Genomic DNA, 20,531 nt, shown 5'->3' on the forward strand with positions numbered 1-20,531 from the left:
GATTGTTTGCGTGAGACAGGCCGAAAGCTTGCAGAACCGCAAATTACCGAATACGACTATCACGTACCCGATTCGGGGTAGCGCCACGGCGATGCCCCAACCGAATTGCTTGACGACCATAGAGCGTTGGAACCACCTGATCCCATCCCGAACTCAGTAGTGAAACGACGCATCGCCGATGGTAGTGTGGGGCTTCCCCATGTGAGAGTAGGTCATCGTCAAGCACCTATACAGAGACCCCGATCAGCTCACGCTGGTCGGGGTTTCGTCTTTTAAGCCCTGAAAACCGGCCATTCGGGATGCAGTCGCTAGGGCGTCCTTTTGCTCGATCTGACACGGAAATGAAATGTGTCGACGCGGAAAATGACGACTCAGGGCGGGAGCCCCCACCTACAATCAGCACGCAGGGAGAATCACGTTGGCTGGAAGCAGTTTGCTCGCTTTGATTGATGACATAGCCACCATCCTCGATGACGTCTCGGTGATGACAAAGGTGGCCGCCAAGAAAACCGCCGGTGTGCTCGGTGATGACCTGGCCCTGAATGCCCAGCAGGTGACCGGCGTGGCAGCCGAGCGTGAGTTGCCGGTAGTGTGGGCGGTCGCCAAGGGCTCTTTCCTGAACAAGCTGATCCTGGTGCCGGCCGCGCTGCTGATCAGCGCGCTTGCGCCTTGGGCAATCACGCCCTTGCTGATGCTGGGGGGCGCCTTCCTCTGTTTCGAGGGGGCCGAAAAGCTCGCCCATAAGTATCTGCATAGCAAGGCCGAAGAGGAGGCCAGCCACGTCCGTCAGCTCGAGGCGCTCGGCAATCCGGCCGTCGACATGGTGGCCTTCGAGATGGACAAGATCAAAGGTGCGGTACGCACCGACTTCATTCTGTCAGCCGAGATCATTGCCATTACTCTGGGAGCAGTCGCGGCAGTTGGTTTCATGCAGCAGCTACTGGTGCTATCGGTCATTGCTGTCGTAATGACTGTTGGCGTGTATGGGTTGGTGGCGGGAATCGTCAAACTGGACGATCTCGGTATACACCTCTGCCGGCAGGCATCTCCGCTGGCTCAGCGTTCAGGGCGGATCATACTCAGCGCCGCACCTTATCTCATGAAGGGGCTCTCGGTGGTGGGTACTGCGGCCATGTTCATGGTCGGCGGCGCTATCCTGACCCATGGCATTCCGCTGGTACACCATGCCATCGGGCAACTGGCGCAAGTCGGCGAGTCCTTATCGGTTGTCGGAGCTGTGATCGGTGCCACTGTACCGACCCTGCTCAATGCCGGCTTCGGAGTCTTGGTGGGCGCCGCCGTGCTGGCCGGAGTGAGTCTGTTCGGCAGGTTCAGGGACAAGGCCGACCATAGACTCTGATCGCCACGAGAGTGAGATCAGTCGGTGTGCGCGAGAAGCCGGCGATAGACCAGCAGATCGCTGCGAGAGAAGCAGCAGAACACCACCGACTCGATTTCCGGGAGTGCCGACAGGCTCTCCCGGACGGTGTTCACGGCGATGCTCGCCGCCTGCTCGAAGGGATAGCCGAAGATTCCGGTGCTGATACTCGGAAATGCCAGGCTTCGAGCGCCTGCCGTGGCGGCGACCTCACATGAGCGGCGGTAGCAAGAGGACAGCAACTGCGCTTCCCCTTCGCCTCCGCCATGCCAGACTGGTCCTACCGCGTGAATTACGAAGCGCGCAGGAAGGTGGTAACCAGCGGTCAGTTTGGCATCCCCGCTTGCGCAGCCACCAAGGCGCCGACAAGCCTCGACAAGCTCCCTGCCTCCAGCCCTCAGAATAGCGCCGGAAACACCACCATCGCCGAGCAGCGATGGGTTGGCGGCGTTGACGATGGCATCGATCGCGAGCGTCGTGATATCGGCTTGAATGGCATGCAGTTTGGCGGGCATATCATCGAGTTCTCACATGGCGAAGCGGTTCACTGGCCCCGGAGTGGCAGGCAGCCTTGATTCCGGGCTCATCGCGCAGCGGCCGCGCTATCCTGTTCTGCGCGTTGTTGCTGCAGACGCCACATCCGGGCATATTGCCCGTTCAGATCCAGCAACTCCGCATGAGTCCCGCGTTCTACGATATGTCCGGCGTCCATCACCAGGATCTGGTCGGCATCCATAACGGTGGAAAGGCGATGAGCAATAACCAAGGTGGTGCGGCCGATCTGGATCCGATCCAGCTCTTCCTGAATGGCTCTCTCGGATTGCGAGTCTAGCGCCGAAGTCGCCTCGTCGAAGATCAGGATGCTCGGATTTTTGAGGATTGCTCTGGCGATGGCTACACGCTGCTTTTCTCCACCGGAAAGCTTCAGGCCGCGTTCGCCGACCTGCGTTTCATAGCCATCCGGCAGACTTTGTACAAAGTCGTGGATATGGGCGGCGCGCGCAGCTGCTTCGACTTCGGCGCGGCTGGCAGTCGGCTGGCCATAGAGAATGTTGTAGTAGATGCTGTCGTTGAACAGCACGGTATCCTGTGGAACGATGGCGATTGCACCGCGCAGCGAGGCCTGCGTCAGCTGCCGGAGGTCCTGTCCGTCGATCGTTATTCGTCCCCCATCCACATCGTAGAAACGATAGAGCAGGCGAGCGAGAGTCGACTTGCCACAGCCGGAGTGGCCGACTACCGCGACGGTTCCGCCCGCGGGAATTTCGAACACCACGTCGTGCAGGATCTGGCGGCGCGGATCGTAGCCGAAGCTAACGTTCTCGAAGCGCACAGATGGTCGGCTTGCCGCCAGTGGCATCGCGCCCGGAGCGTCCTGTACGTCCTGTCGCGCGTCCAGCAGGCCGAACAATCGTTCCATGTTGGTCAGTGCCTGCTTCACCTCGCGGTACATCATGCCGAGCAGAAACAGCGGTGCAGAGAGCTGCAGCAGGTAGGCGTTGACCAGCACCAGATCGCCAACGGTCATGCTGCCATCTGCTACACCGGCTGCGGCCAGCCACATCATGGCGGTCACGCCAATCGCGACTATGGCACTCTGGCCCAGGTTGAGCGCCGCCAGGCTGATGGTCGCCTTGACCTTGGTATCCTCGAGATGCTTCAGGTTTTCGTCGTAGCGTGCTGCCTCGTGTTCCTCGTTGTTGAAGTACTTGACCGTTTCGTAGTTCAGCAGTGAGTCGACCGCTCGTTCGTTCGCGCGCGTATCGGCCTCCACCGAAGCGCGATAGTAGGCGGTGCGCCACTCGGTGATGGCAAACGTCCACACTCCGTAGGCCAGCAGGGTGGCCATTGTGATCGCTGCGAAGCGCCAGTCGTACGCCCACACGAGTACCGCTGTGACCAGAATGACCTCCAGCAGGATCGGGATGATCGAGTACAGGGTCCAGTCGAGCAGGTCGGCAATCGCGCTGCCGCCGCGCTCGACGTCCCGGGCGACTCCGCCAGTACGTCGGCTCAGATGGAATCTCAGACTGAGTCCATGCAGGTGTCGGAAGACCCGGAGGGTGACCTCTCGCGAGGTACGTGCCATGACCCGGGCAAACACCACCTGACGCAGTTCAGTGAACAGGGTGACTCCGATGCGTGCGGCGCCATAGGCGAGCAGAAGGCCTGTCGGAAGCAGCAGTAAATTCGGCTCGACATTGAGTCCGTCGACGATTTGCTTGAGGAGGATGGGCACCCAGAGGTTGAACAGCTTGGAAGCGAAAACCAGGCCCAGGGCGAGGAGAATTCGCCAGAGGTAGGGGCGCAGATAGGGTAACAAATCACCGATCACGGAGATTTCGCTGCGCGTCTGGCGCTTGGTGCGCGGTGTGGCGGAGGTCGGGCCTTGCTGAGCTTCGCTCGTATTCATGTCGGGTAGCCAGAGCATTCGGAAGATGAACTATGACGATTTATGCTGACCTTGGCGTGGCTGTCGTGCAACGTCACGAACTGATCGACTCTGATCGGGTCAAAACAAGTGAACGGCAAGACTCTGCGGACTCACCTATTCTGCGGAGGAACCTCTGTCGCGCTGCGACGGTCTAGAGCGGATCCACAAAAGGAGAGCCCCATGATCAAGCGTGCTTTTTTCCGTCCGCTGGCCACGGCGTTGGTCGCGACCCACCTGCTGCTGGTCGTGCAGATTCCGGTCGCCCAAGCCGGTATGATCGGTACTTCCGAGGCCCTGCAAGCCCAGCAACAACAGGTTGATCGTCAGCAATTGCTGGCCATGCTCGATGACCAAGGCGTGCAGGACAAGCTTGCCTCGCTGGGTGTCGAACGTGCCCAGGTCGAGCAGCGGATCAACAGTCTCACCAACGCCGAACTGGCGCAGTTCAACCAGCAACTGAGCGAAGCGCCGGCTGGCGGTATCATCGGCATCATCGTGCTGTTCCTGGTTATCTTCATCATCACCGACCTGCTCTGTGCCACTGATCTGTTCACCTTCGTCAAGTGCATCAATCGATGACCCTTGGCAGGGGACTGTGCGTTCTGCTGGTGAGTGCATGGCTTGCCGGCTGCGTGAGTCAGCCGGCGTTGCCTCCTCTGGCGCGGGATCTGCCGGAGCGGGTCGAGCTGAGCGAGGTGCCGTTCTTTCCTCAGGCAGAGTTCCAGTGTGGGCCCGCTGCGCTGGCGACCATGCTCAACCAGCGAGGGATAGCGACGACGCCGGGTCTGCTCAAGGAGCGCGTCTTCCTGCCCGGTCGCGAGGGCAGCCTGCAGGTCGAGCTGGTGGCGGCCGCTCGGGCGCACGACCTGCTGGTCTACCCGTTAGCTCCGCGCCTGGATGCTCTGCTCGCAGAGGTGGCGGCGGGCAACCCGGTCCTGGTGCTGCAGAATCTGGCCTTCGACTGGTACCCGCGCTGGCACTTCGCGGTGCTGGTGGGCTACGACCGGCAGAGAAGCGAACTGGTGCTGCGCTCGGGCACCTCCCGGCGCTGGGTGACCGACTTTGCCAGTTTCGACGCGACCTGGGCGCGGGGGGGGCGTTGGGCGGTAGTGACCATGCCGCCCGACAGGCTGCCGGCCCGGGCCGAACTGCGGCCCTGGCTGCAGGCAGCCGCCGATCTGGAGCAGACCGGACATGCCCCGGCTGCGCAGCAGGCTTACCAGACCGCCGTGCGACGCTGGCCGGAGGAAGGCATGGGCTGGTTCGCTCTCGGCAACGCGCGCTATGCGGCTGGCGATATTGCCGGTGCGCGGGTGGCGTTGCAGCGCTCGGTTACGGTCGAGCCCCTTCTGGCGCCGGGCTGGGGCAATCTGGCTCATGTGCTAGCCGAGCAGGGGTGTGCGAGCGAAGCCGAGCGTGCCCTGCAGTGTGCTCGTCAACAGGCGCCGGGGGACTCTCGGTTTGTCGAGACGCTGCCGGGGGGCAAAGCGCAGGGCGGTTGCCCGGTCCTGCCCACATGCCCCCAGCCAGTCTCGAGCCCCTGATTCGGCAACGGCACTCTCGGGGGCCTGCCGTGCTACACGCCGAGTCGGTCGCGCAACTGGTAGTACCAGGCCCCCAGCGCAGTGAAAGGCACACGCAGCAGGCGGCCGCCGGGGAAGGGGTAGTGACGCAGGCCGGCGAAAGCGTCAAAACGTTCGGCTTGGCCGCGCAGAGCCTCGGCCAGCACCTTGCCGGCGAGATGGGTATAGGTGACGCCGTGGCCGCTGCAGCCCTGGGAGTAGTAGATGTTGTCGCCCAGGCGGCCGACCTGCGGCAGGCGCGACAAGGTCAGCAGGAAATTGCCGGTCCAGGCGAAGTCGATCTTCACATGTTTCAGCTGTGGGAAGGTCTTGAGCATCTTCGGGCGGATGATGGCCTCTATGTTGGCCGGGTCGCGCGCACCATAAACGACACCGCCGCCGTAGATGAGCCGACGGTCGCCTGAGAGGCGGTAGTAGTCGAGCAGGTAGTTGCAGTCCTCGACACAGTAGTCCTGCGGCAACAGCGACTGAGCCAGCTCCTCGTCCAGAGGTTCGGTCGCGATGACTTGGCTGCCGCAAGGCATCGACTTGGCTGCCAGCTCGGGTAGCAGATTGCCGAGATAGGCGTTGCCGGCTACCACCACGAACTTGGCCCGCACCTGGCCTTGGGCGGTATGCACCAGTGGATTGGCGCCGCGCTCGATGCGCAGCACCGGCGATTGTTCGTGGATCGTGCCGCCCAGGGACTCCACGGCAGCGGCCTCGCCAAGGGCAAGATTGAGCGGGTGGACATGCCCGCCGCTGTGGTCGAGCATGCCGCCGATATAGTTGTCGGTGGCCACCACCTGGCGGATGGCCTGACGATCCAGCAACTCCAGCTGGGTGTGGCCGTGGCGCTCCCAGAGTCGCTTCTGCGCCTCCAGATGACTCATCTGCTTGGGGGTGAAGGCGGCGAATAGCCCACCATCCTTGAGGTCGCACTGAATCTGATAGCGCTGGATGCGCTCGCGAATGATGCGCCCGCCTTCGAACGCCATCTCGCCGATCAGGCGGGCAGCCGGGGCGTTGGTGCTGTGTTCGATGACGTCGATGTCGCGGCTGTAGCTGTTGACGATCTGTCCGCCATTGCGTCCCGATGCGCCGAAGCCGACCTTGGCGGCTTCCAGGACGGTCACCCGGAATCCATGCTCGCAAAGGAACAGGGCCGTCGACAGACCGGTATAGCCGGCGCCGATGATGCACACGTCGGTTTCGCATTCCCCTTGCAGCGGGGAACGCTTGGGGGAAGGGGTGGCGGAAAAGGCGTAATAGGATTGCGGATAGGAAGTGTGCGTCATATTGCAACCTCTGTTGTATATCCTTTACGTTCGTTTTGATCCTACGCGGGATTTTTCCTGCCTGCCAGTGACTGTTCAGTGCTCCAGATCCGGCCGCTAGCGAAAAGATGGTGTTTTTTCAGTGGGTTAGCGAAAAAGGAGTTGACGGGGTGGCGTCGGCTCCGTAATATTCGCGGCCACTGCAGGCGCATAGCTCAGTTGGTTAGAGCACCACCTTGACATGGTGGGGGTCGTTGGTTCGAGTCCAATTGCGCCTACCAAATTGCAGGCACATAGCTCAGTTGGTTAGAGCACCACCTTGACATGGTGGGGGTCGTTGGTTCGAGTCCAATTGTGCCTACCAAAAACAGAAAAGCCGGTCAGACGACCGGCTTTTCTGTTTTTGGTATTCCGGAAATTGTGTGCGAGGGCGGACGGTGGATACCGCGGCTTGGCATCTGGCCGATTACGAACTGCAAGGCATCGAGCGGGGTGCTGGTGCGCCGTTGCTGCTGGTGCATGGCTCGCTGTGCGATTACCGCTTCTGGTCGGCGCAGATCCCGGCGTTCGCCGAGCGCTGCCGGGTGCTGGCCCCGAGCCTGCGGCGCTGTTATCCCGAGCATTGGCGTGGCCTGGGTGGCGGATTTTCCACCGGGCAGCATGTGGCGGACCTGATCGAGCTGATCGAGCGTCAGGGCGAGCCCATGCATGTGCTCGGGCATTCGCGTGGCGGCAACCTGGCCCTGCGACTGGCTGCGCTGCGGCCGGATCTGGTGCGCTCCTTGTTGCTGGCTGATCCTGGGGGCGAGTATGCGCCTGAGTTGTTCGAGTCTGTGGGGGAGTCGGCTCCGCTTGCGGCCGACGAGCGCAACCGCTTTCGTCTCGAGGCCCTGCGGATGATTTGCGCAGGCGACGTGGAAGCTGGTCTGCAGCTTTTTGTCGATACCGTCAGTGGCGCCGGGATCTGGCAGCGCTCGTCCGCACGCTTCCGGCGCATGGCGTTGGACAATGCCTATACCCTGGTGGGGCAGGTCGAGGACCGCCCAACGCCCCTTGCGCGCGAGCAGTTGATGGTGGTCCGCTGTCCGGTGTTGCTCCTCGGCGGCGAGCGCAGTCCGCCGCCGTTTCCGGCAATCCTGCGCATGCTGGGGCAGCATCTGGCCGATGCGCGTTGCGAGGTGTTGTCTGGAGTGTCGCATGGCATGAACGTGCAGCGTCCTGCGCTGTTCAATCGCCTGGTCGGCGAGTTTCTCGATTCGCTGTGAGCGTTTTGTGAGTGAGGTGGGGCTTTGCCTTGCGCCACCCCGTCTTTTCTGAAACGATTACGGCCCTATTTTTTCCAGTGATCTCCGCTCAGGTTTCGGGAAGGCCATCTTCGGTCCTGCCATCGTGAGGCAGTTTTCCCGCCGGGCGCCGCTTACTGGCTCATCCCACCCCATGTGGCCTTTGGTAGGGGTCACCACTGAGAGAGGAGGCGCCATGCCCACCGTTACTCTTCCCGACGGTAGTCAGCGTTCGTTCGAGCAGCCGGTCAGTGTGGCCGAGGTTGCCCAGTCCATCGGTGCCGGATTGGCCAAGGCGGCCCTGGCCGGCAAGGTTGACGGCCAATTGGTGGACACCTCGTATGTCATCGAGGGCGATGTCGCGCTGTCGATCATCACCGCGCGGGATGCGGAGGGCGTCGAGGTGCTGCGCCACTCCTGTGCCCACCTGATGGCCATGGCCGTGCAGGAGTTGTTCCCCGGTACCCAGGTCACCATCGGTCCGGTGGTGAATGACGGTTTCTACTATGACTTCGATTGCGAGCGTCCCTTCACCAGTGAGGATCTCGAGAAGATCGAGGCGAAGATGAACGAGCTGGCCAAGGCGGACCTTGTGGTCAGTCGCTCGCTGATGTCGCGCGACGAGGCGGTGGCCTTCTTCGACAATCTCGGCGAGAAGTACAAGGTCGAGATCATCGAGTCCATCCCCAGCAATGAGCCGCTGTCCTTCTACAGTCAGGGCGAGTTCATCGACCTGTGCCGCGGTCCGCACGTGCCGTCCACCGGCAAGCTGCAGGCGTTCAAGCTGATGAAGGTGGCCGGCGCCTACTGGCGTGGCGACTCGAAGAACAAGATGCTGCAGCGCATCTACGGCACCTGCTGGGGCAGCAAGCAGGACCTGAAGGATTACCTGCATCGTCTCGAAGAGGCCGAGAAGCGCGATCACCGCAAGATCGGCAAGCGCCTCGATCTGTTCCACACCCAGGAAGAAGCGCCCGGCATGGTGTTCTGGCACCCCAATGGCTGGACTTTGTACCAGGTGCTCGAGCAGTACATGCGTCGCGTGCAGCGTCAGCACGGCTACCTGGAGATCAAGACGCCGCAGGTGGTCGACCGCGTGCTGTGGGAGAAGTCCGGCCACTGGGCCAACTACGGTGACCTGATGTTCACCACCGAGTCGGAAAGTCGCGACTATGCGGTCAAGCCGATGAACTGCCCGTGCCACGTGCAGGTGTTCAATCAGGGCCTGAAGAGCTACCGCGAGCTGCCGATGCGTCTGGCCGAGTTCGGCGCCTGCCACCGCAACGAACCGTCCGGTTCGCTGCATGGCATCATGCGCGTGCGCGCCTTCACTCAGGACGACGCGCACATCTTCTGCACCGAGTCGCAGATGCAGGACGAGGCGGCGGCCTTCATCAAGCTGACCCTGGACGTCTACTCCGACTTCGGCTTCAAGGACATCCAGCTCAAGCTCTCCACCCGTCCGGAGAAGCGCGTCGGCTCCGACGAGCTGTGGGATCGCGCCGAAGCCGCCCTGCAGTCCGCGCTGGACAATGCCGGCCTGCCGTGGGAGCTGCAGCCGGGTGAGGGCGCCTTCTATGGCCCGAAGATCGAGTTCTCGCTGAAGGATTGCCTCGGTCGTGTCTGGCAGTGCGGTACCCTGCAGCTCGACTTCAACCTGCCGATCCGTCTGGGCGCCGAATACGTCAGCGAGGACAACAGCCGCAAGCACCCGGTGATGCTGCACCGTGCGGTGCTGGGCTCCTTCGAGCGCTTCATCGGCATCCTCATCGAGCACTACGAGGGGTCCTTCCCGGCCTGGCTGGCGCCGACCCAGGCGGTGGTGCTGAACATCACCGACAAGCAGGGCGAATTCGCCGCCCAGGTGGCCAAGGAGCTCGAGGAAAGCGGATATCGTGCCAAGGCTGACTTGAGAAACGAGAAGATCGGCTTTAAAATCCGCGAGCATACTTTGCTCAAGGTTCCCTACCTGCTGGTTATCGGGGATCGCGAAGTCGAATCGCAGACCGTCGCCGTGCGTACGCGCGACGGTCAGGATCTGGGCTCCATGACCGTTGGCGAGTTCCAGAATCTGCTGGCCGAAGCCGTTGCTCGGCGCGGTCGGTAACCCATCGGAGTAATCACTATTAAGCAGCGCGACATGAGACAAGACAGGCGAGTACAGTCCCGGCCCCCGATCAACGAAAATATCACCGCGCGCGAAGTCCGCCTGATCGGTGTCGATGGTCAGCAGGTCGGCGTGGTTTCTCTCAACGAGGCCCTGCAGGCTGCCGAAGACGCCAAACTCGACCTGGTTGAGATCGTTGCTGACGCGGTTCCGCCCGTATGCCGGATCATGGATTACGGCAAGCACCTGTTCGAGAAGAAGAAGCAGGCTGCCGAGGCGAAGAAGAACCAGAAGCAGGCACAAGTCAAGGAAGTGAAATTCCGTCCCGGTACGGAAGAAGGGGATTATCAGGTAAAACTACGCAACCTGATACGTTTCCTTAATGATGGGGACAAGGCCAAGGTATCCCTGCGATTCCGCGGTCGTGAGATGGCCCACCAGGATCTGGGCATGGAGCTGTTGAAGCGGGTCGAAGCCGACCTCGCCGAATACGGCACCGTTGAACAGCATCCGAAGCTGGAAGGACGCCAGCTGATGATGGTCATCGCTCCCAAGAAGCGTAAATAACCTCCAGGGCACTGGCAGGCCTTGTGGTTATGTGTAATCAATGAATGCGGAGTACCAAACATGCCAAAGATGAAAACCAAGAGCGGTGCCAAGAAGCGCTTCAAGCCGACTGCTAACGGCTTCAAGCACAAGCACGCTTTCAAGAGCCACATCCTGACCAAGATGACCACCAAGCGTAAGCGCCAGCTGCGTGGCACCTCGCTGATGCATGCATCCGACGTTGCCAAAGTAGAGCGCATGCTGCGCGTTCGTTAATCCGGTCAAGATAATCAAGAGGTTCTAAAGCATGGCTCGTGTCAAGCGTGGCGTTATCGCTCGTCGTCGTCACAAGAAAATTCTGAAACTCGCCAAGGGCTACTACGGTGCGCGCTCGCGCGTATTCCGCGTTGCCAAGCAGGCGGTGATCAAGGCCGGCCAGTACGCCTACCGTGACCGCCGTCAGCGCAAGCGTCAGTTCCGCGCTCTGTGGATCGCCCGTATCAACGCGGGTGCGCGCATCAACGGTCTGTCCTACAGCCGTCTGATCGCCGGTCTGAAGAAGGCCGCCATCGAGATCGACCGTAAGGTTCTGGCCGATCTGGCAGTGAACGAAAAAGCGGCGTTTGCTGCGATTGTCGAGAAAGCCAAAGCCGTTCTGGCCTAAGCCCCACGACAATCATCGGGCCCTCGGGTCCGGGCAACGTCACCGATAGGGGAAGGGCCTCGTGCCCTTCCCCTATTTTGTATCTGGAGTCCGTACATGGAAAACCTGGATGCGCTGGTCTCCCAAGCCCTGGAGGCCGTGCGACACACCGAAGATGTGAATGCCCTGGAGCAGCTCCGGGTCCATTATCTCGGCAAGAAGGGCGAGCTGACCCAGCTCATGCAGACCCTGGGCAAGCTCTCGGCCGAGGAACGCCCGAAAGCCGGCGCGCTGATCAACGCCGCCAAGACCAGCGTTCAGGATGCCCTCAATGCGCGCAAGGCCGACCTCGAGTCCGCCGCCCTGGCCGCCAAGCTGGCCGCCGAGCGCATCGACGTGACCCTCCCGGGCCGCGGTCAGGCCAGTGGTGGCCTGCACCCGGTGACCCGCACCTTCGAGCGTATCGAGCAGTTCTTCACCCGCATCGGCTACAACGTTGCCGAGGGCCCGGAAGTCGAAGACGACTACCACAACTTCGAGGCCCTCAACATCCCCGGCCACCATCCGGCCCGGGCGATGCACGACACCTTCTACTTCAATGCCAACATGCTGTTGCGTACCCACACCTCGCCGGTCCAGGTGCGCACCATGGAAAGCCAGCAGCCGCCGATCCGCATCGTCTGCCCCGGCCGCGTCTACCGCTGCGACTCCGATATCACCCACTCGCCGATGTTCCACCAGGTCGAAGGCCTGCTGGTCGACGAGCACGTCAGCTTCGCCGACCTCAAGGGCACCATCGAGGAGTTCCTCCGCGTGTTCTTCGAGAAGCCACTGGGCGTGCGCTTCCGCCCGTCGTTCTTCCCCTTCACCGAGCCGTCGGCCGAGGTCGACATGGAGTGCGTGATGTGCTCCGGCAAGGGCTGCCGCGTGTGCAAGCAGACCGGCTGGCTGGAGGTGATGGGTTGCGGCATGGTGCATCCGAACGTGCTGCGCATGTCCGGCATCGACCCGGAGAAGTACCAGGGCTTCGCCTTCGGCATGGGCGTCGAGCGTATGGCCATGCTGCGCTACGGCGTCAACGACCTGCGCCTGTTCTTCGACAACGACCTGCGCTTCCTCGCGCAATTCCGCTAGGTCGATCGGTCAACCCGCTTTCAGGAGAACAGGATGAAATTCAGCGAACAATGGCTGCGCACCTGGGTCAACCCGCAGGTGTCGCGCGATGAACTGGTGGCCCGTCTGTCGATGGCCGGCCTCGAAGTGGACAGCGTCACCCCGGCTGCCGGTGTCTTCACTGGCGTGGTGGTCGGCGAGATCCTCTCCACCGAACAGCACCCTGACGCCGACAAGCTGCGCGTCTGCCAGGTGAGCAACGGCGGCGAGACTTTCCAGGTGGTCTGCGGTGCGCCCAACGCCCGCCCGGGAATCAGAATTCCCTTCGCCATGCTCGGCGCCGAACTGCCGGGCGACTTCAAGATCAAGAAGGCCAAGCTGCGTGGCGTCGAGTCCTTCGGCATGCTCTGCTCGGCCTCCGAGTTGCAGATCAGCGACGATAACTCCGGTCTGTTCGAGCTGGCCGCCGATGCGCCGGTCGGTCAGGACATCCGCAGCTACCTCAATCTCGACGACGCCAGCATCGAGGTCGATCTGACCCCGAACCGAGGCGACTGCCTGTCGGTGGCGGGTCTGGCCCGCGAGGTCGGCGCCCTGTACGACGCCCCGGTCGCCCGTCCGGCCATCGCCGCCGTGCCGGCGGCGCACGACGAAGTGCGCAGCGTCGAACTGCTGGCCCCCAAGGCCTGCCCGCGCTACCTCGGCCGGGTGATCCGCAACGTCGACCTGTCGCGTCCGACGCCGCTATGGATGGTCGAGCGCCTGCGCCGCTCCGACGTGCGCGCCATTGATCCGGCGGTCGACGTCACCAACTATGTGATGCTCGAGCTGGGCCAGCCGATGCACGCCTTCGATCTCGCCGAGATCAAGGGCGGCGTGCGCGTGCGCCTGGCCGAGGCCGGCGAGAAGCTGGTGCTGCTGGACGGCCAGGAAGTCGAGCTGCGTCCCGACACCCTGGTGATCGCCGACCACGAGCGCGCCCTGGCCATCGCTGGCGTGATGGGCGGCGAGCACAGCGGCGTGGCCGCCGGCACCCGCGATCTGTTCCTCGAGAGCGCCTTCTTCGACGCCATCGCCATCGCCGGCAAGGCCCGCTCCTACGGCCTGCACACCGATGCCTCGCACCGCTTCGAGCGTGGCGTCGACTCGCAGCTGGCCCGCGAGGCCATGGAGCGCGCCACCGCGCTGCTGCTGGAGATCGTCGGCGGCGAGCCTGGCCCGATCGTCGAGGAGGTCAGCGCAGAGTACCTGCCGCAGGTCGCCCCGGTCACCCTGCGTGCCGAGCGCATCGAGCAGATGCTCGGTCTTTCGCTTCCGGCCGCCGAGGTCGAGCGCCTGCTGACCGCGCTGGGCCTGAAGGTCGCCGCCAGCGGGGCAGGGCAGTGGCAGGTGGAGATCCCCAGCCACCGCTTCGACCTGTCCATCGAGGTCGACCTTATCGAGGAGCTGGCCCGCCTGTACGGCTACAACCGCCTGCCGGTGCGCTACCCTGAGGCGCGCCTGGCGCCGCAGCCGCAGAACGAGGCGCGCGCCGAACTCGGCCAACTGCGCCGTCTGCTGGTTGCCCGCGGTTACCAGGAGGCGGTCACCTTCAGCTTCATCGATCCCAAGTGGTTCGAGCTGTTCCACCCGGGTGTCGCACCGCTGACCCTGGCCAACCCGATCTCCGCCGATCTGGCAGCCATGCGCGCCTCGCTGTGGCCGGGTCTGGTCAAGGCGCTGCAGCACAACCTCAACCGCCAGCAGAGCCGTGTGCGTCTGTTCGAGTCCGGCCTGCGCTTCGTCGGCCAGCTCGACGGGCTCAAGCAGGAGGCCATGCTCGCCGGGGTGATCTGCGGTAGCCGTCTGCCGGAGGGCTGGGCCAACGGTCGCGAGGTAGTGGACTTCTACGACCTAAAGGCCGACGTCGAGGCGCTGCTCGGCTATGCCGGTGCCGGCTCTGCCTTCGCCTTCGTCGCCGGCGAGCACCCGGCTCTGCACCCGGGACAGACCGCGCGCATCGAGCGCGACGGCCAGCTGGTCGGCTTCCTCGGTGCCCTGCACCCTGAGCTGGCCAAGGCGCTGGACCTGGAGCAGCCGGTTTACCTGTTCGAGCTGGTGCTGGCCGAAGTGGCCGCCGGCCGCCTGCCGCAGTTCCACGAACTGTCGCGCTTCCCCGAAGTGCGCCGCGACCTGGCCCTGCTGGTCGGTCGCGAAGTGCCGGCACAAAGCATGCTGGACGAGATCCGCAGTCAGGCCGGCGAGTACCTCACCGACCTGCGGCTGTTCGACGTCTATCAGGGCAAAGGTATTGATCCACATAGCAAAAGTGTGGCAGTCGGCTTGACCTGGCAGCATCCATCGCGCACTCTTAATGACGAAGAAGTCAATGAGAATCTGCAGAGAATCATTGCTTCCCTGGGAGAGCGGTTCCAAGCCACGTTAAGGAAGTAGCGTATGAAGGCCCTGACGAAAGCCGAGATCGCCGAACGCCTCCATGAGGAGTTGGGTCTGAACAAGCGGGAAGCCAAGGAGCTGGTCGAGCTGTTCTTCGAGGAAATTCGTCAGGCGCTGGAGCACAACGAGCAGGTCAAGTTGTCCGGCTTCGGCAACTTCGACCTGCGCGACAAGCGTCAACGACCAGGGCGCAACCCCAAGACGGGTGAGGAGATCCCCATCACTGCCCGTCGCGTGGTTACCTTCCGGCCAGGTCAGAAGCTGAAGGCGCGAGTCGAGGCCCATGTCGGACCAAAGTCCTGACGGTGAACTCCCTCCCATTCCCGGCAAACGCTACTTCACCATCGGTGAGGTAAGCGAGCTGTGTGCGGTCAAGCCGCATGTCCTTCGCTACTGGGAACAGGAGTTCCCCCAGCTCAGCCCGGCCAAGCGCCGTGGCAATCGCCGCTACTACCAGCATCAGGATGTACTGCTGATCCGCCAGATCCGTGCGTTGCTCTACGACCAGGGCTTCACCATCGGTGGCGCACGTCAGCGTCTGTCCGGCGAAGAGGCGCGCGACGACAGCAGTCAGTACCACCAGTTGATCCGTCAGATGATCGCCGAGCTGGAAGAGCTGCTGCACATCCTTCGCAAGCCTCACTGATGTGCAAAAAAAACTTCCACAATTCAGATGCTTAGGGTATAGTCCGTCTCGTTTTCGGGTTACCGTGAACATGTCGGGGCGTAGCGCAGCCTGGTAGCGCACTTGCATGGGGTGCAAGGGGTCGAGTGTTCGAATCACTCCGTCCCGACCAAAAATCCCTAGAAAATCCAAGCACTTACGGGTGCTTGGATTTTTTTATGCCTGCTGTTTTGGCTGGCTGATCGGAAGTTGTCAGTTCCGGTGACCGTTTGGTGACCGTATGTGCTTGGCTAGGGCATCAACACAGTTTCCAGTCAGTGCTGTAGCTTCCGGCTCTGGTAGTTGGTCCGGTGGGCAAGTACGCATGCACTCTAGTGGTAGCCGGCAAGTCAGTCGGAGTCGGCTGTCTTCCCAGCCGCTACCATGCCGCTCGGCACTGTTCTCCAGCCCTTCGATGGTGACCAAACTGACTAGGCTGAACTAGCCTCCCTAGTCGACCCGCTCCCGGTGCACTTGGTTGATGTTCAGCAGATCGGCCATCGCCTCGAGGCTCAGTGCCAAGGCATAGCCTTCGCTGTGCTTGAGTACCAGCACGCGGCCAAGTATTCAAGCACAGAGATCACGCGTGACAGCTCCTCGGTGCGGTAGTCGCAGCGCCTGCTGCCCCAGGGCATCGGTACGCCGCTGTGTGAAGGGGGCGAGCCGATGCAGCTTGCTGGCCTGTCGGCGCAGGGTGTAGCAAGATGCTCAGCCGGTCACGGGGTGGGGCCGGCTTATTGCCGATGGAGGTCAGCGTGTTGACCGGGGGAATTGGTGCTTATGCTGTCAACTCTCCAGAGTGTCGGCGTCCGACCAGCGCCAGCGCGCTTCGGCCAAGGCTTCGGTGCGGGTACGGGGGACGCCGACCATGCTGCAGATCGGCCTGCCCCCTCGGGTGATAGTCCAGGCGTTGTGCGTGGGCTCTCTGGCGGCCGTTGGTGCGTTTGCCTCGTTGGCAGGGGTTCCAGTGCCTGTGCCGCTGGTGGCGCGTCTGTGGCGCTTTGCAGAGCGGTGTTCTCCAGCAGGCATAGGTTGGGCGGACTGGTGTCCGGTTTGCCTATGCTGGCGATCAATTCAAACAGATAGCCCATGCGTGGCATCCTTTGATGTTTTGCCGTACCACGGGTACCACGGGTACCACGGGTGCCACAAGCATGGGCGTCTGTGGCACCTGTGGCACGCGCCTGTTTGCCCTGTGCCATAGCTGGAAGCCATGTGGCTCTAGGCTGTGGTACATGTGGCGCGCGTGGCACGCACAGAGCGGTGATATGCGCTCAGCCTTCCGGCTCAGGGCGGGACGGATCTATCCAGTACAGCCACTGCATCGAGCCATCAGGCATTCGTCGCTTTGCCTGATTCTTCCCGGCTGCCCGCTTGGCGATGCCTCACACGCTGTCCAGGGCACGTTTGATGTTTTGTCGTACCACAGGTGCCACAGGTGCCACGCCCAGTAACTGCGCGGTATGTAGCTGTGGCATGGGTGTTTTTGGCAGGTGCCACAGGTGCCATAAACATGGGCGTCTGTGGCACCTGTGGCACACACATAGCGGTGATACGCGCTCAGCCTTCTGGCTCAAGGCGGGACGGATCAATCCAGTACAGCCACGGCGTCGAGCCATCAGGCATGCGTCGCTTCGCCTGATTCTTCCCGGCTGCCCGCTTGGCGATGGCTCCCACGCTGTCCAGGGCACGCACCACGCGAGGCAGCTCGAAGTCCTTGGCGGCTTCCTCCAGGCCTATGCGGGTGAACAGGTACAGCGGGCCGGCCTCGGTGATCTCCCGATACCCGGCACGCTCGCGCACCTCGATGGCATCGTCCTTGACGGACTGGAAGCGGCTTCCGCCATGCCGGTCGATGAAGTTGGCGATTGCGCGCAAGATCTTCCCGTCCTCACTCGGGCCGTCGCCGCGTTCAGTCTGCCAGCCCTTGAATAGCTCCACCATGTTGGTTGTGCCCTCGAGCTTCTCCAGCGGCAATAACCCCATTCCGGCGGCCAGCTCCAGCGCTAGGGCGATGATGGCGAAGCGTTCAGCCACGCGGGCCGACTGGCCGGTCACCTCGGGGAAGTGCTTTTTGATGGTTTCCAGCATGGCTTGGAGGCTCTCAAAGTCGCCGCTCTCGATTAGCATTCGCACGAACTCCGGGCCGGCGTGACCGTAGTGAGTCACGCTGGTGTGCTTGAGCACATCCGACAGGCTGACGCCGTTCGGGTGGCCATGCAGGTGGTCCCAGGCGCCAAAGCTGCGGCCTGCCGATACGGTGACCAGTCGCACCTCCTGGCCGGCGCGGGTGCGCTTGCCGGCATCGGCCATCTTTTTTTCGAGGGTGATTTCCCCGCTCGACAGCAGCATGACGCGCCAGCGGCGCACCTTGCGGGCGTTGGTGGAGCGGCTGGCGCGCTGTTTGCCGATGCCATCCGCCACCCCATAGACGACGTCGCCGACATAGCTCGGATCGGCCTGCCCCAACTCGTCAAGCGCCAGCATACTGTCATTACGCAGGGCGGCGATGCCCTCCAGGCCGTTGGCAGTAGCGTTCCACTTCCGGTTGAAATGTACACCATGCCCCCAGACCGAGGCGGCGCACTGCACGGCGGTGGTTTTGCCGTTGGAACTGTCCGACAGCAGATGGAAGCCCCCGCCTGTGTGGATGTCTAGCGGGTGCAGAAGCGCGCCAGCCAGCGCAGTACCGATGGTCAGTTGCAGGATGGGATTACCCGGCAGCAGTGCGGCAATGCCGTCGCGCCAACCCTCCAGGCTGCCGGCCTTGGCATAGTCGCCATCGTCGTTGCTCTCGGCCTGATAGATGGCCTCGCCGTCGCCGATATTCTCCAGGGGGGTAACGAATAGCCTACTGCCGTGCCAGCCGGTAGCGGTGACGGCAGTGACGCGGCGCTTCGGATTCTGCTCGGCGATGTACTCCACCACGCGGGCTTGGTGTTGGTGAGCGATCTTCAGGCCCATACCGAGCAGCACCCGGAGAACATCGGCGTATTGGCCGGCCAGCATCTCGCCGGGCATCACCCAGGTCAGCCAGCGATCGTCCAGATTGCGAAAGCGTAGCAGGCGGCCATAGTCGGTGCCCTTCGACTCGCTGCGGGTCACGGCCTCCACGCGCAAGGGGCCGCACAGCCACTCATCCACAGGCGTCAGGTTGCCATCCCTGTCGCGCTTGCTGCCGTGGTGCCAGACGCCCGGCATGAGCTGCTTTCCGTCCAGGGGGGTGGCGTGGTCGTAGGCGCGGAAGCACGGGCGCTTCAGGGGCGCCGCTTCGGGGTCGGGGATCAGCTCGATGACGTTGATCACTGCTGGGCCTCCCGCCATTGGCGCAGATCGTTAAAGTCGGACAGCTCCAGCGGTTCTGCGCCGCTCCAGTTCGGGAATACCAGCTTACAGCCGAGTGCGTTGGCGGCCTTGGTGGCAGCAGTGCGCCCAGGGTTGCCCTTGCCCTTGGCATCGGTCTTGCGGTCGTCGTCGCCGGCCATGACCAGCGGATTGTCCGGGTAGGCAAGGCGCAGGCGGTCGCCCACGGCAAACAGGTTGCCGGCGTTCATGGCGCAGGCCACGGCGGCACCATTGTGCTCGTGAAGGGTGGCGCCGGTTGCCCAGCCCTCGCAGATGTAGATGAGCTGGCCCGCTTCCAGGGGTTTGCCCTGCGCCTGAATCGGGCTGTACGCACCGGTCACCCGCCCACCGGACAGGAAACGCTTGGTGCCCTCCGGGTGGATGCGTTGCAGGTTCACCAGTTGGCGGGCGACGAACAGCGGCACTAGCAGTTCGGCCCCGAGCTGGCGAAGGCCGTGCGGCTGGCAGCCCTTGCTGACCAGATAAGGGTGACCAGAGTCTGCAGGCTCTGCGACCGACCACAGGTCAACCGCCTCTACAGCGGCGACCTGCTGGCGCTGGCGCTTCTCAGCCTCATGCTGGCAGCGAGCCTGCTCGATGCGAATGGTGATTAACTGAGCCTCGCGCTGATCGGCGGGATGGCGACTGCTCCAGGATTTCCATTCCCCAGTACTCCAGCTGCCAAGGGCGCCCCAGGCGATCACGTCCAGATGCAGGACGTACCAGCCATTGCGACGGCCGGCGCGGTCGCCGGGGACGTGGAAACGGTGAATCTTGCCGTCAGGGATCGGCAGGCAGTCCAGCGGGCCGAGGGTGGCGGCCAGAGCGTCACGAAACAGCATCACAGGGTCAGTCATGGCGGGCCTCCAGTTGTTCAGCGTGCTTCAGGGGGGCGATGGTCAGGCTCTCGGCGGCGGTTTGCCATGCAGGCAGTGCTGCAGCGCGTAGGCCGTCTGTGGCGTTTGGATTGGTAGCTCGATGGAGCGCCTGCCTGGCTTTGTGGATCAGTTCCAAGTGGCGGGGGGCGATCAGGCTGGTGACTTTCGCCGGGCAAGCCGAAGCCGTCGCCGCCTGGTGGCAGCATTGAAGATCGATCATTGGTTATCCCTCTGCGGTGTCTGAAGCGACGGCCTTGGTCAGGCGTGCAAGGGCGCGGCAGCGGGCGATTCTGCTGAGGACTTCATCGGTAGCTGCGTCATGCTGGCCGTGCGTGCGGCTGATCAGTTTGTCTGTGCGGGTGGCCGTTTTCATTATCGTGTCGGCTCGCCCAGTCGCTCGGCAATCCACGCCTCGATCTCCAGGGAGTCCCAGCCAACCGCACGAGTGCCAATTTTGCGTGCTTGGGGAAATTTCCCCTGCCGCATAAGAACGTAAATCCACGCTCGGCAATAGCCGGTGGCGGCTAGCACTTCCGGTCGGCGCATGATGCGTCGGTTCGCTTTGTTCACAATACTCATAGCCAATACCTCCGTCAGTTGATGGTCTCGAATGGAACTGGCTGGTATTTAATCTGAGCTTGAAATTCTTGTATTCACTCGGTTTTTCCAAAAATATAGGGGTTGAAAGTCCATGGCTGATATTGTAGGGGGTGCTTTGGTGGGCTGTGAGCAGTTAATAAAACAGGGCTTGAACGCTAGGGGCTTCATGTCACGGATAACCGCATGAAGCACCGCAAACAGATCAGTGCGCTCGGGAAGCGGATCAAGCTGCTGTCTGAAGCGGGACTCAAAGTTACAAAACGGT

19 protein-coding genes, 3 tRNA genes and 1 rRNA gene are annotated in these 20,531 nt (G+C 62.6%); 16 read left to right on the top strand and 7 right to left on the bottom strand.

The annotated features are described in order from the left end of the window. Positions 1-108 precede the first annotated feature (108 nt). Positions 109-224, top strand: a 5S ribosomal RNA gene (gene rrf, locus BLT78_RS02925). A gap of 194 nt (positions 225-418) precedes the next feature. Further along, complete coding sequence (locus BLT78_RS02930; protein WP_090347540.1) at positions 419-1,360, top strand: DUF808 domain-containing protein; 942 nt, start codon at positions 419-421, stop codon at positions 1,358-1,360. A gap of 17 nt (positions 1,361-1,377) precedes the next feature. Here BLT78_RS02930 and BLT78_RS02935 read toward each other — a convergent pair whose 3' ends face one another. Both BLT78_RS02935 and BLT78_RS02940 read right to left on the bottom strand, forming a co-directional pair. Continuing rightward, positions 1,378-1,893 carry an O-acetyl-ADP-ribose deacetylase gene (locus BLT78_RS02935; protein ID WP_090347541.1) on the bottom strand — a complete coding sequence of 172 codons (516 nt, stop codon included), beginning with the start codon at positions 1,891-1,893 and terminating at the stop codon, positions 1,378-1,380. A gap of 68 nt (positions 1,894-1,961) precedes the next feature. Then, positions 1,962-3,791: an ABCB family ABC transporter ATP-binding protein/permease gene (locus BLT78_RS02940; RefSeq protein ID WP_231975683.1), complete on the bottom strand. Its 1,830-nt coding sequence runs from the start codon at positions 3,789-3,791 to the stop codon at positions 1,962-1,964. 201 nt (positions 3,792-3,992) lie between these two features. On the opposite strand from BLT78_RS02940, the gene BLT78_RS02945 reads away from it, so the two are divergent. Together BLT78_RS02945 and BLT78_RS02950 are read left to right on the top strand one after the other, a co-directional pair. After that, a complete protein-coding gene (locus tag BLT78_RS02945; RefSeq protein ID WP_090347543.1) occupies positions 3,993-4,391 on the top strand; it encodes a PA2779 family protein in 399 nt (132 codons plus the stop codon). After that, complete coding sequence (locus tag BLT78_RS02950; RefSeq protein WP_090347544.1) at positions 4,388-5,356, top strand: PA2778 family cysteine peptidase; 969 nt, start codon at positions 4,388-4,390, stop codon at positions 5,354-5,356. Before BLT78_RS02945 ends, BLT78_RS02950 begins: the two co-directional genes overlap by 4 nt. A gap of 32 nt (positions 5,357-5,388) precedes the next feature. Here the strand turns inward: BLT78_RS02950 and BLT78_RS02955 are convergent, their stop codons facing one another. Next, the gene (locus BLT78_RS02955) at positions 5,389-6,672 is read right to left on the bottom strand and encodes an NAD(P)/FAD-dependent oxidoreductase (protein ID WP_090347545.1); all 1,284 of its coding nucleotides are present in this window, start codon (positions 6,670-6,672) and stop codon (positions 5,389-5,391) included. 183 nt (positions 6,673-6,855) lie between these two features. Between BLT78_RS02955 and BLT78_RS02960 the strand changes: the two genes are divergently transcribed. From BLT78_RS02960 to BLT78_RS03015, 12 genes are all read left to right on the top strand, one after another. Beyond that, positions 6,856-6,932 (top strand) — tRNA-Val (locus tag BLT78_RS02960). A gap of 6 nt (positions 6,933-6,938) precedes the next feature. Beyond that, positions 6,939-7,015 (top strand) — tRNA-Val (locus BLT78_RS02965). Between the two features lie 73 nt (positions 7,016-7,088). Next, entirely contained in the window at positions 7,089-7,916 is an 828-nt protein-coding gene (locus BLT78_RS02970) for an alpha/beta fold hydrolase (protein WP_231975684.1), read from the top strand. Positions 7,917-8,130: 214 nt separating this feature from the next. Further along, positions 8,131-10,041, top strand: coding sequence for a threonine--tRNA ligase (gene thrS / locus BLT78_RS02975; RefSeq protein WP_090347547.1), 1,911 nt, complete (start codon positions 8,131-8,133; stop codon positions 10,039-10,041). A gap of 33 nt (positions 10,042-10,074) precedes the next feature. Beyond that, the gene (gene infC / locus BLT78_RS02980; RefSeq protein WP_090347548.1) at positions 10,075-10,608 is read left to right on the top strand and encodes a translation initiation factor IF-3; all 534 of its coding nucleotides are present in this window, start codon (positions 10,075-10,077) and stop codon (positions 10,606-10,608) included. Positions 10,609-10,668: 60 nt separating this feature from the next. Next, positions 10,669-10,863 carry a 50S ribosomal protein L35 gene (rpmI, locus tag BLT78_RS02985; protein WP_090215844.1) on the top strand — a complete coding sequence of 65 codons (195 nt, stop codon included), beginning with the start codon at positions 10,669-10,671 and terminating at the stop codon, positions 10,861-10,863. Between the two features lie 31 nt (positions 10,864-10,894). Then, complete coding sequence (gene rplT / locus BLT78_RS02990) at positions 10,895-11,251, top strand: 50S ribosomal protein L20 (protein ID WP_090347549.1); 357 nt, start codon at positions 10,895-10,897, stop codon at positions 11,249-11,251. A 96-nt stretch (positions 11,252-11,347) separates the two neighbouring features. After that, positions 11,348-12,364: a phenylalanine--tRNA ligase subunit alpha gene (pheS, locus tag BLT78_RS02995; protein ID WP_090347550.1), complete on the top strand. Its 1,017-nt coding sequence runs from the start codon at positions 11,348-11,350 to the stop codon at positions 12,362-12,364. A 33-nt stretch (positions 12,365-12,397) separates the two neighbouring features. After that, positions 12,398-14,776, top strand: a complete 2,379-nt coding sequence (gene pheT, locus BLT78_RS03000; protein ID WP_090347551.1) for a phenylalanine--tRNA ligase subunit beta — start codon at positions 12,398-12,400, stop codon at positions 14,774-14,776. 3 nt (positions 14,777-14,779) lie between these two features. Further along, a complete protein-coding gene (gene ihfA, locus BLT78_RS03005) occupies positions 14,780-15,082 on the top strand; it encodes an integration host factor subunit alpha (RefSeq protein WP_090347552.1) in 303 nt (100 codons plus the stop codon). Beyond that, a complete protein-coding gene (locus BLT78_RS03010; RefSeq protein ID WP_090347553.1) occupies positions 15,063-15,425 on the top strand; it encodes a MerR family transcriptional regulator in 363 nt (120 codons plus the stop codon). Before ihfA ends, BLT78_RS03010 begins: the two co-directional genes overlap by 20 nt. Positions 15,426-15,499: 74 nt before the next feature. Then, positions 15,500-15,576: transfer RNA gene (locus BLT78_RS03015), tRNA-Pro, on the top strand. Between the two features lie 1,427 nt (positions 15,577-17,003). Here BLT78_RS03015 and BLT78_RS03020 read toward each other — a convergent pair. The 4 genes from BLT78_RS03020 to BLT78_RS03030 all read right to left on the bottom strand — a co-directional run bounded on the left by BLT78_RS03020 (position 17,004) and on the right by BLT78_RS03030 (position 20,245). Next, positions 17,004-18,749, bottom strand: coding sequence for a DUF927 domain-containing protein (locus tag BLT78_RS03020; RefSeq protein WP_231975685.1), 1,746 nt, complete (start codon positions 18,747-18,749; stop codon positions 17,004-17,006). Beyond that, positions 18,746-19,645: a toprim domain-containing protein gene (locus BLT78_RS03025; protein ID WP_090347555.1), complete on the bottom strand. Its 900-nt coding sequence runs from the start codon at positions 19,643-19,645 to the stop codon at positions 18,746-18,748. The genes BLT78_RS03020 and BLT78_RS03025 overlap by 4 nt, the downstream gene beginning before the upstream one ends. Beyond that, a complete protein-coding gene (locus tag BLT78_RS21260) occupies positions 19,638-19,886 on the bottom strand; it encodes a hypothetical protein (protein ID WP_157719466.1) in 249 nt (82 codons plus the stop codon). The genes BLT78_RS03025 and BLT78_RS21260 overlap by 8 nt, the downstream gene beginning before the upstream one ends. 152 nt (positions 19,887-20,038) lie before the next feature. Continuing rightward, positions 20,039-20,245 (bottom strand): helix-turn-helix transcriptional regulator, encoded by a 207-nt coding sequence (locus BLT78_RS03030; protein ID WP_090347556.1) that lies wholly within the window; start codon positions 20,243-20,245, stop codon positions 20,039-20,041. Positions 20,246-20,531: the final 286 nt, after the last annotated feature.

It is taken from the genome of Pseudomonas oryzae (genome assembly GCF_900104805.1).
Classification (GTDB): domain Bacteria; phylum Pseudomonadota; class Gammaproteobacteria; order Pseudomonadales; family Pseudomonadaceae; genus Geopseudomonas; species Geopseudomonas oryzae.

What these genes read in the sequence shown, in the direction of transcription:
- BLT78_RS02950 (WP_090347544.1), top strand. Translation starts at nt 4,388, where the DNA reads ATGACCCTTGGCAGGGGACTGTGCGTTCTGCTGGTGAGTGCATGGCTT.
- BLT78_RS02935 (WP_090347541.1), bottom strand. Translation starts at nt 1,893, where the DNA reads ATGCCCGCCAAACTGCATGCCATTCAAGCCGATATCACGACGCTCGCG.
- BLT78_RS02955 (WP_090347545.1), bottom strand. Translation starts at nt 6,672, where the DNA reads ATGACGCACACTTCCTATCCGCAATCCTATTACGCCTTTTCCGCCACC.
- pheT (WP_090347551.1), top strand. Translation starts at nt 12,398, where the DNA reads ATGAAATTCAGCGAACAATGGCTGCGCACCTGGGTCAACCCGCAGGTG.
- rplT (WP_090347549.1), top strand. Translation starts at nt 10,895, where the DNA reads ATGGCTCGTGTCAAGCGTGGCGTTATCGCTCGTCGTCGTCACAAGAAA.
- BLT78_RS21260 (WP_157719466.1), bottom strand. Translation starts at nt 19,886, where the DNA reads ATGATCGATCTTCAATGCTGCCACCAGGCGGCGACGGCTTCGGCTTGC.
- BLT78_RS03030 (WP_090347556.1), bottom strand. Translation starts at nt 20,245, where the DNA reads ATGAGTATTGTGAACAAAGCGAACCGACGCATCATGCGCCGACCGGAA.
- BLT78_RS02940 (WP_231975683.1), bottom strand. Translation starts at nt 3,791, where the DNA reads ATGAATACGAGCGAAGCTCAGCAAGGCCCGACCTCCGCCACACCGCGC.
- thrS (WP_090347547.1), top strand. Translation starts at nt 8,131, where the DNA reads ATGCCCACCGTTACTCTTCCCGACGGTAGTCAGCGTTCGTTCGAGCAG.
- infC (WP_090347548.1), top strand. Translation starts at nt 10,075, where the DNA reads ATGAGACAAGACAGGCGAGTACAGTCCCGGCCCCCGATCAACGAAAAT.
- rpmI (WP_090215844.1), top strand. Translation starts at nt 10,669, where the DNA reads ATGCCAAAGATGAAAACCAAGAGCGGTGCCAAGAAGCGCTTCAAGCCG.
- pheS (WP_090347550.1), top strand. Translation starts at nt 11,348, where the DNA reads ATGGAAAACCTGGATGCGCTGGTCTCCCAAGCCCTGGAGGCCGTGCGA.
- BLT78_RS03010 (WP_090347553.1), top strand. Translation starts at nt 15,063, where the DNA reads ATGTCGGACCAAAGTCCTGACGGTGAACTCCCTCCCATTCCCGGCAAA.
- BLT78_RS02945 (WP_090347543.1), top strand. Translation starts at nt 3,993, where the DNA reads ATGATCAAGCGTGCTTTTTTCCGTCCGCTGGCCACGGCGTTGGTCGCG.
- BLT78_RS03025 (WP_090347555.1), bottom strand. Translation starts at nt 19,645, where the DNA reads ATGACTGACCCTGTGATGCTGTTTCGTGACGCTCTGGCCGCCACCCTC.
- ihfA (WP_090347552.1), top strand. Translation starts at nt 14,780, where the DNA reads ATGAAGGCCCTGACGAAAGCCGAGATCGCCGAACGCCTCCATGAGGAG.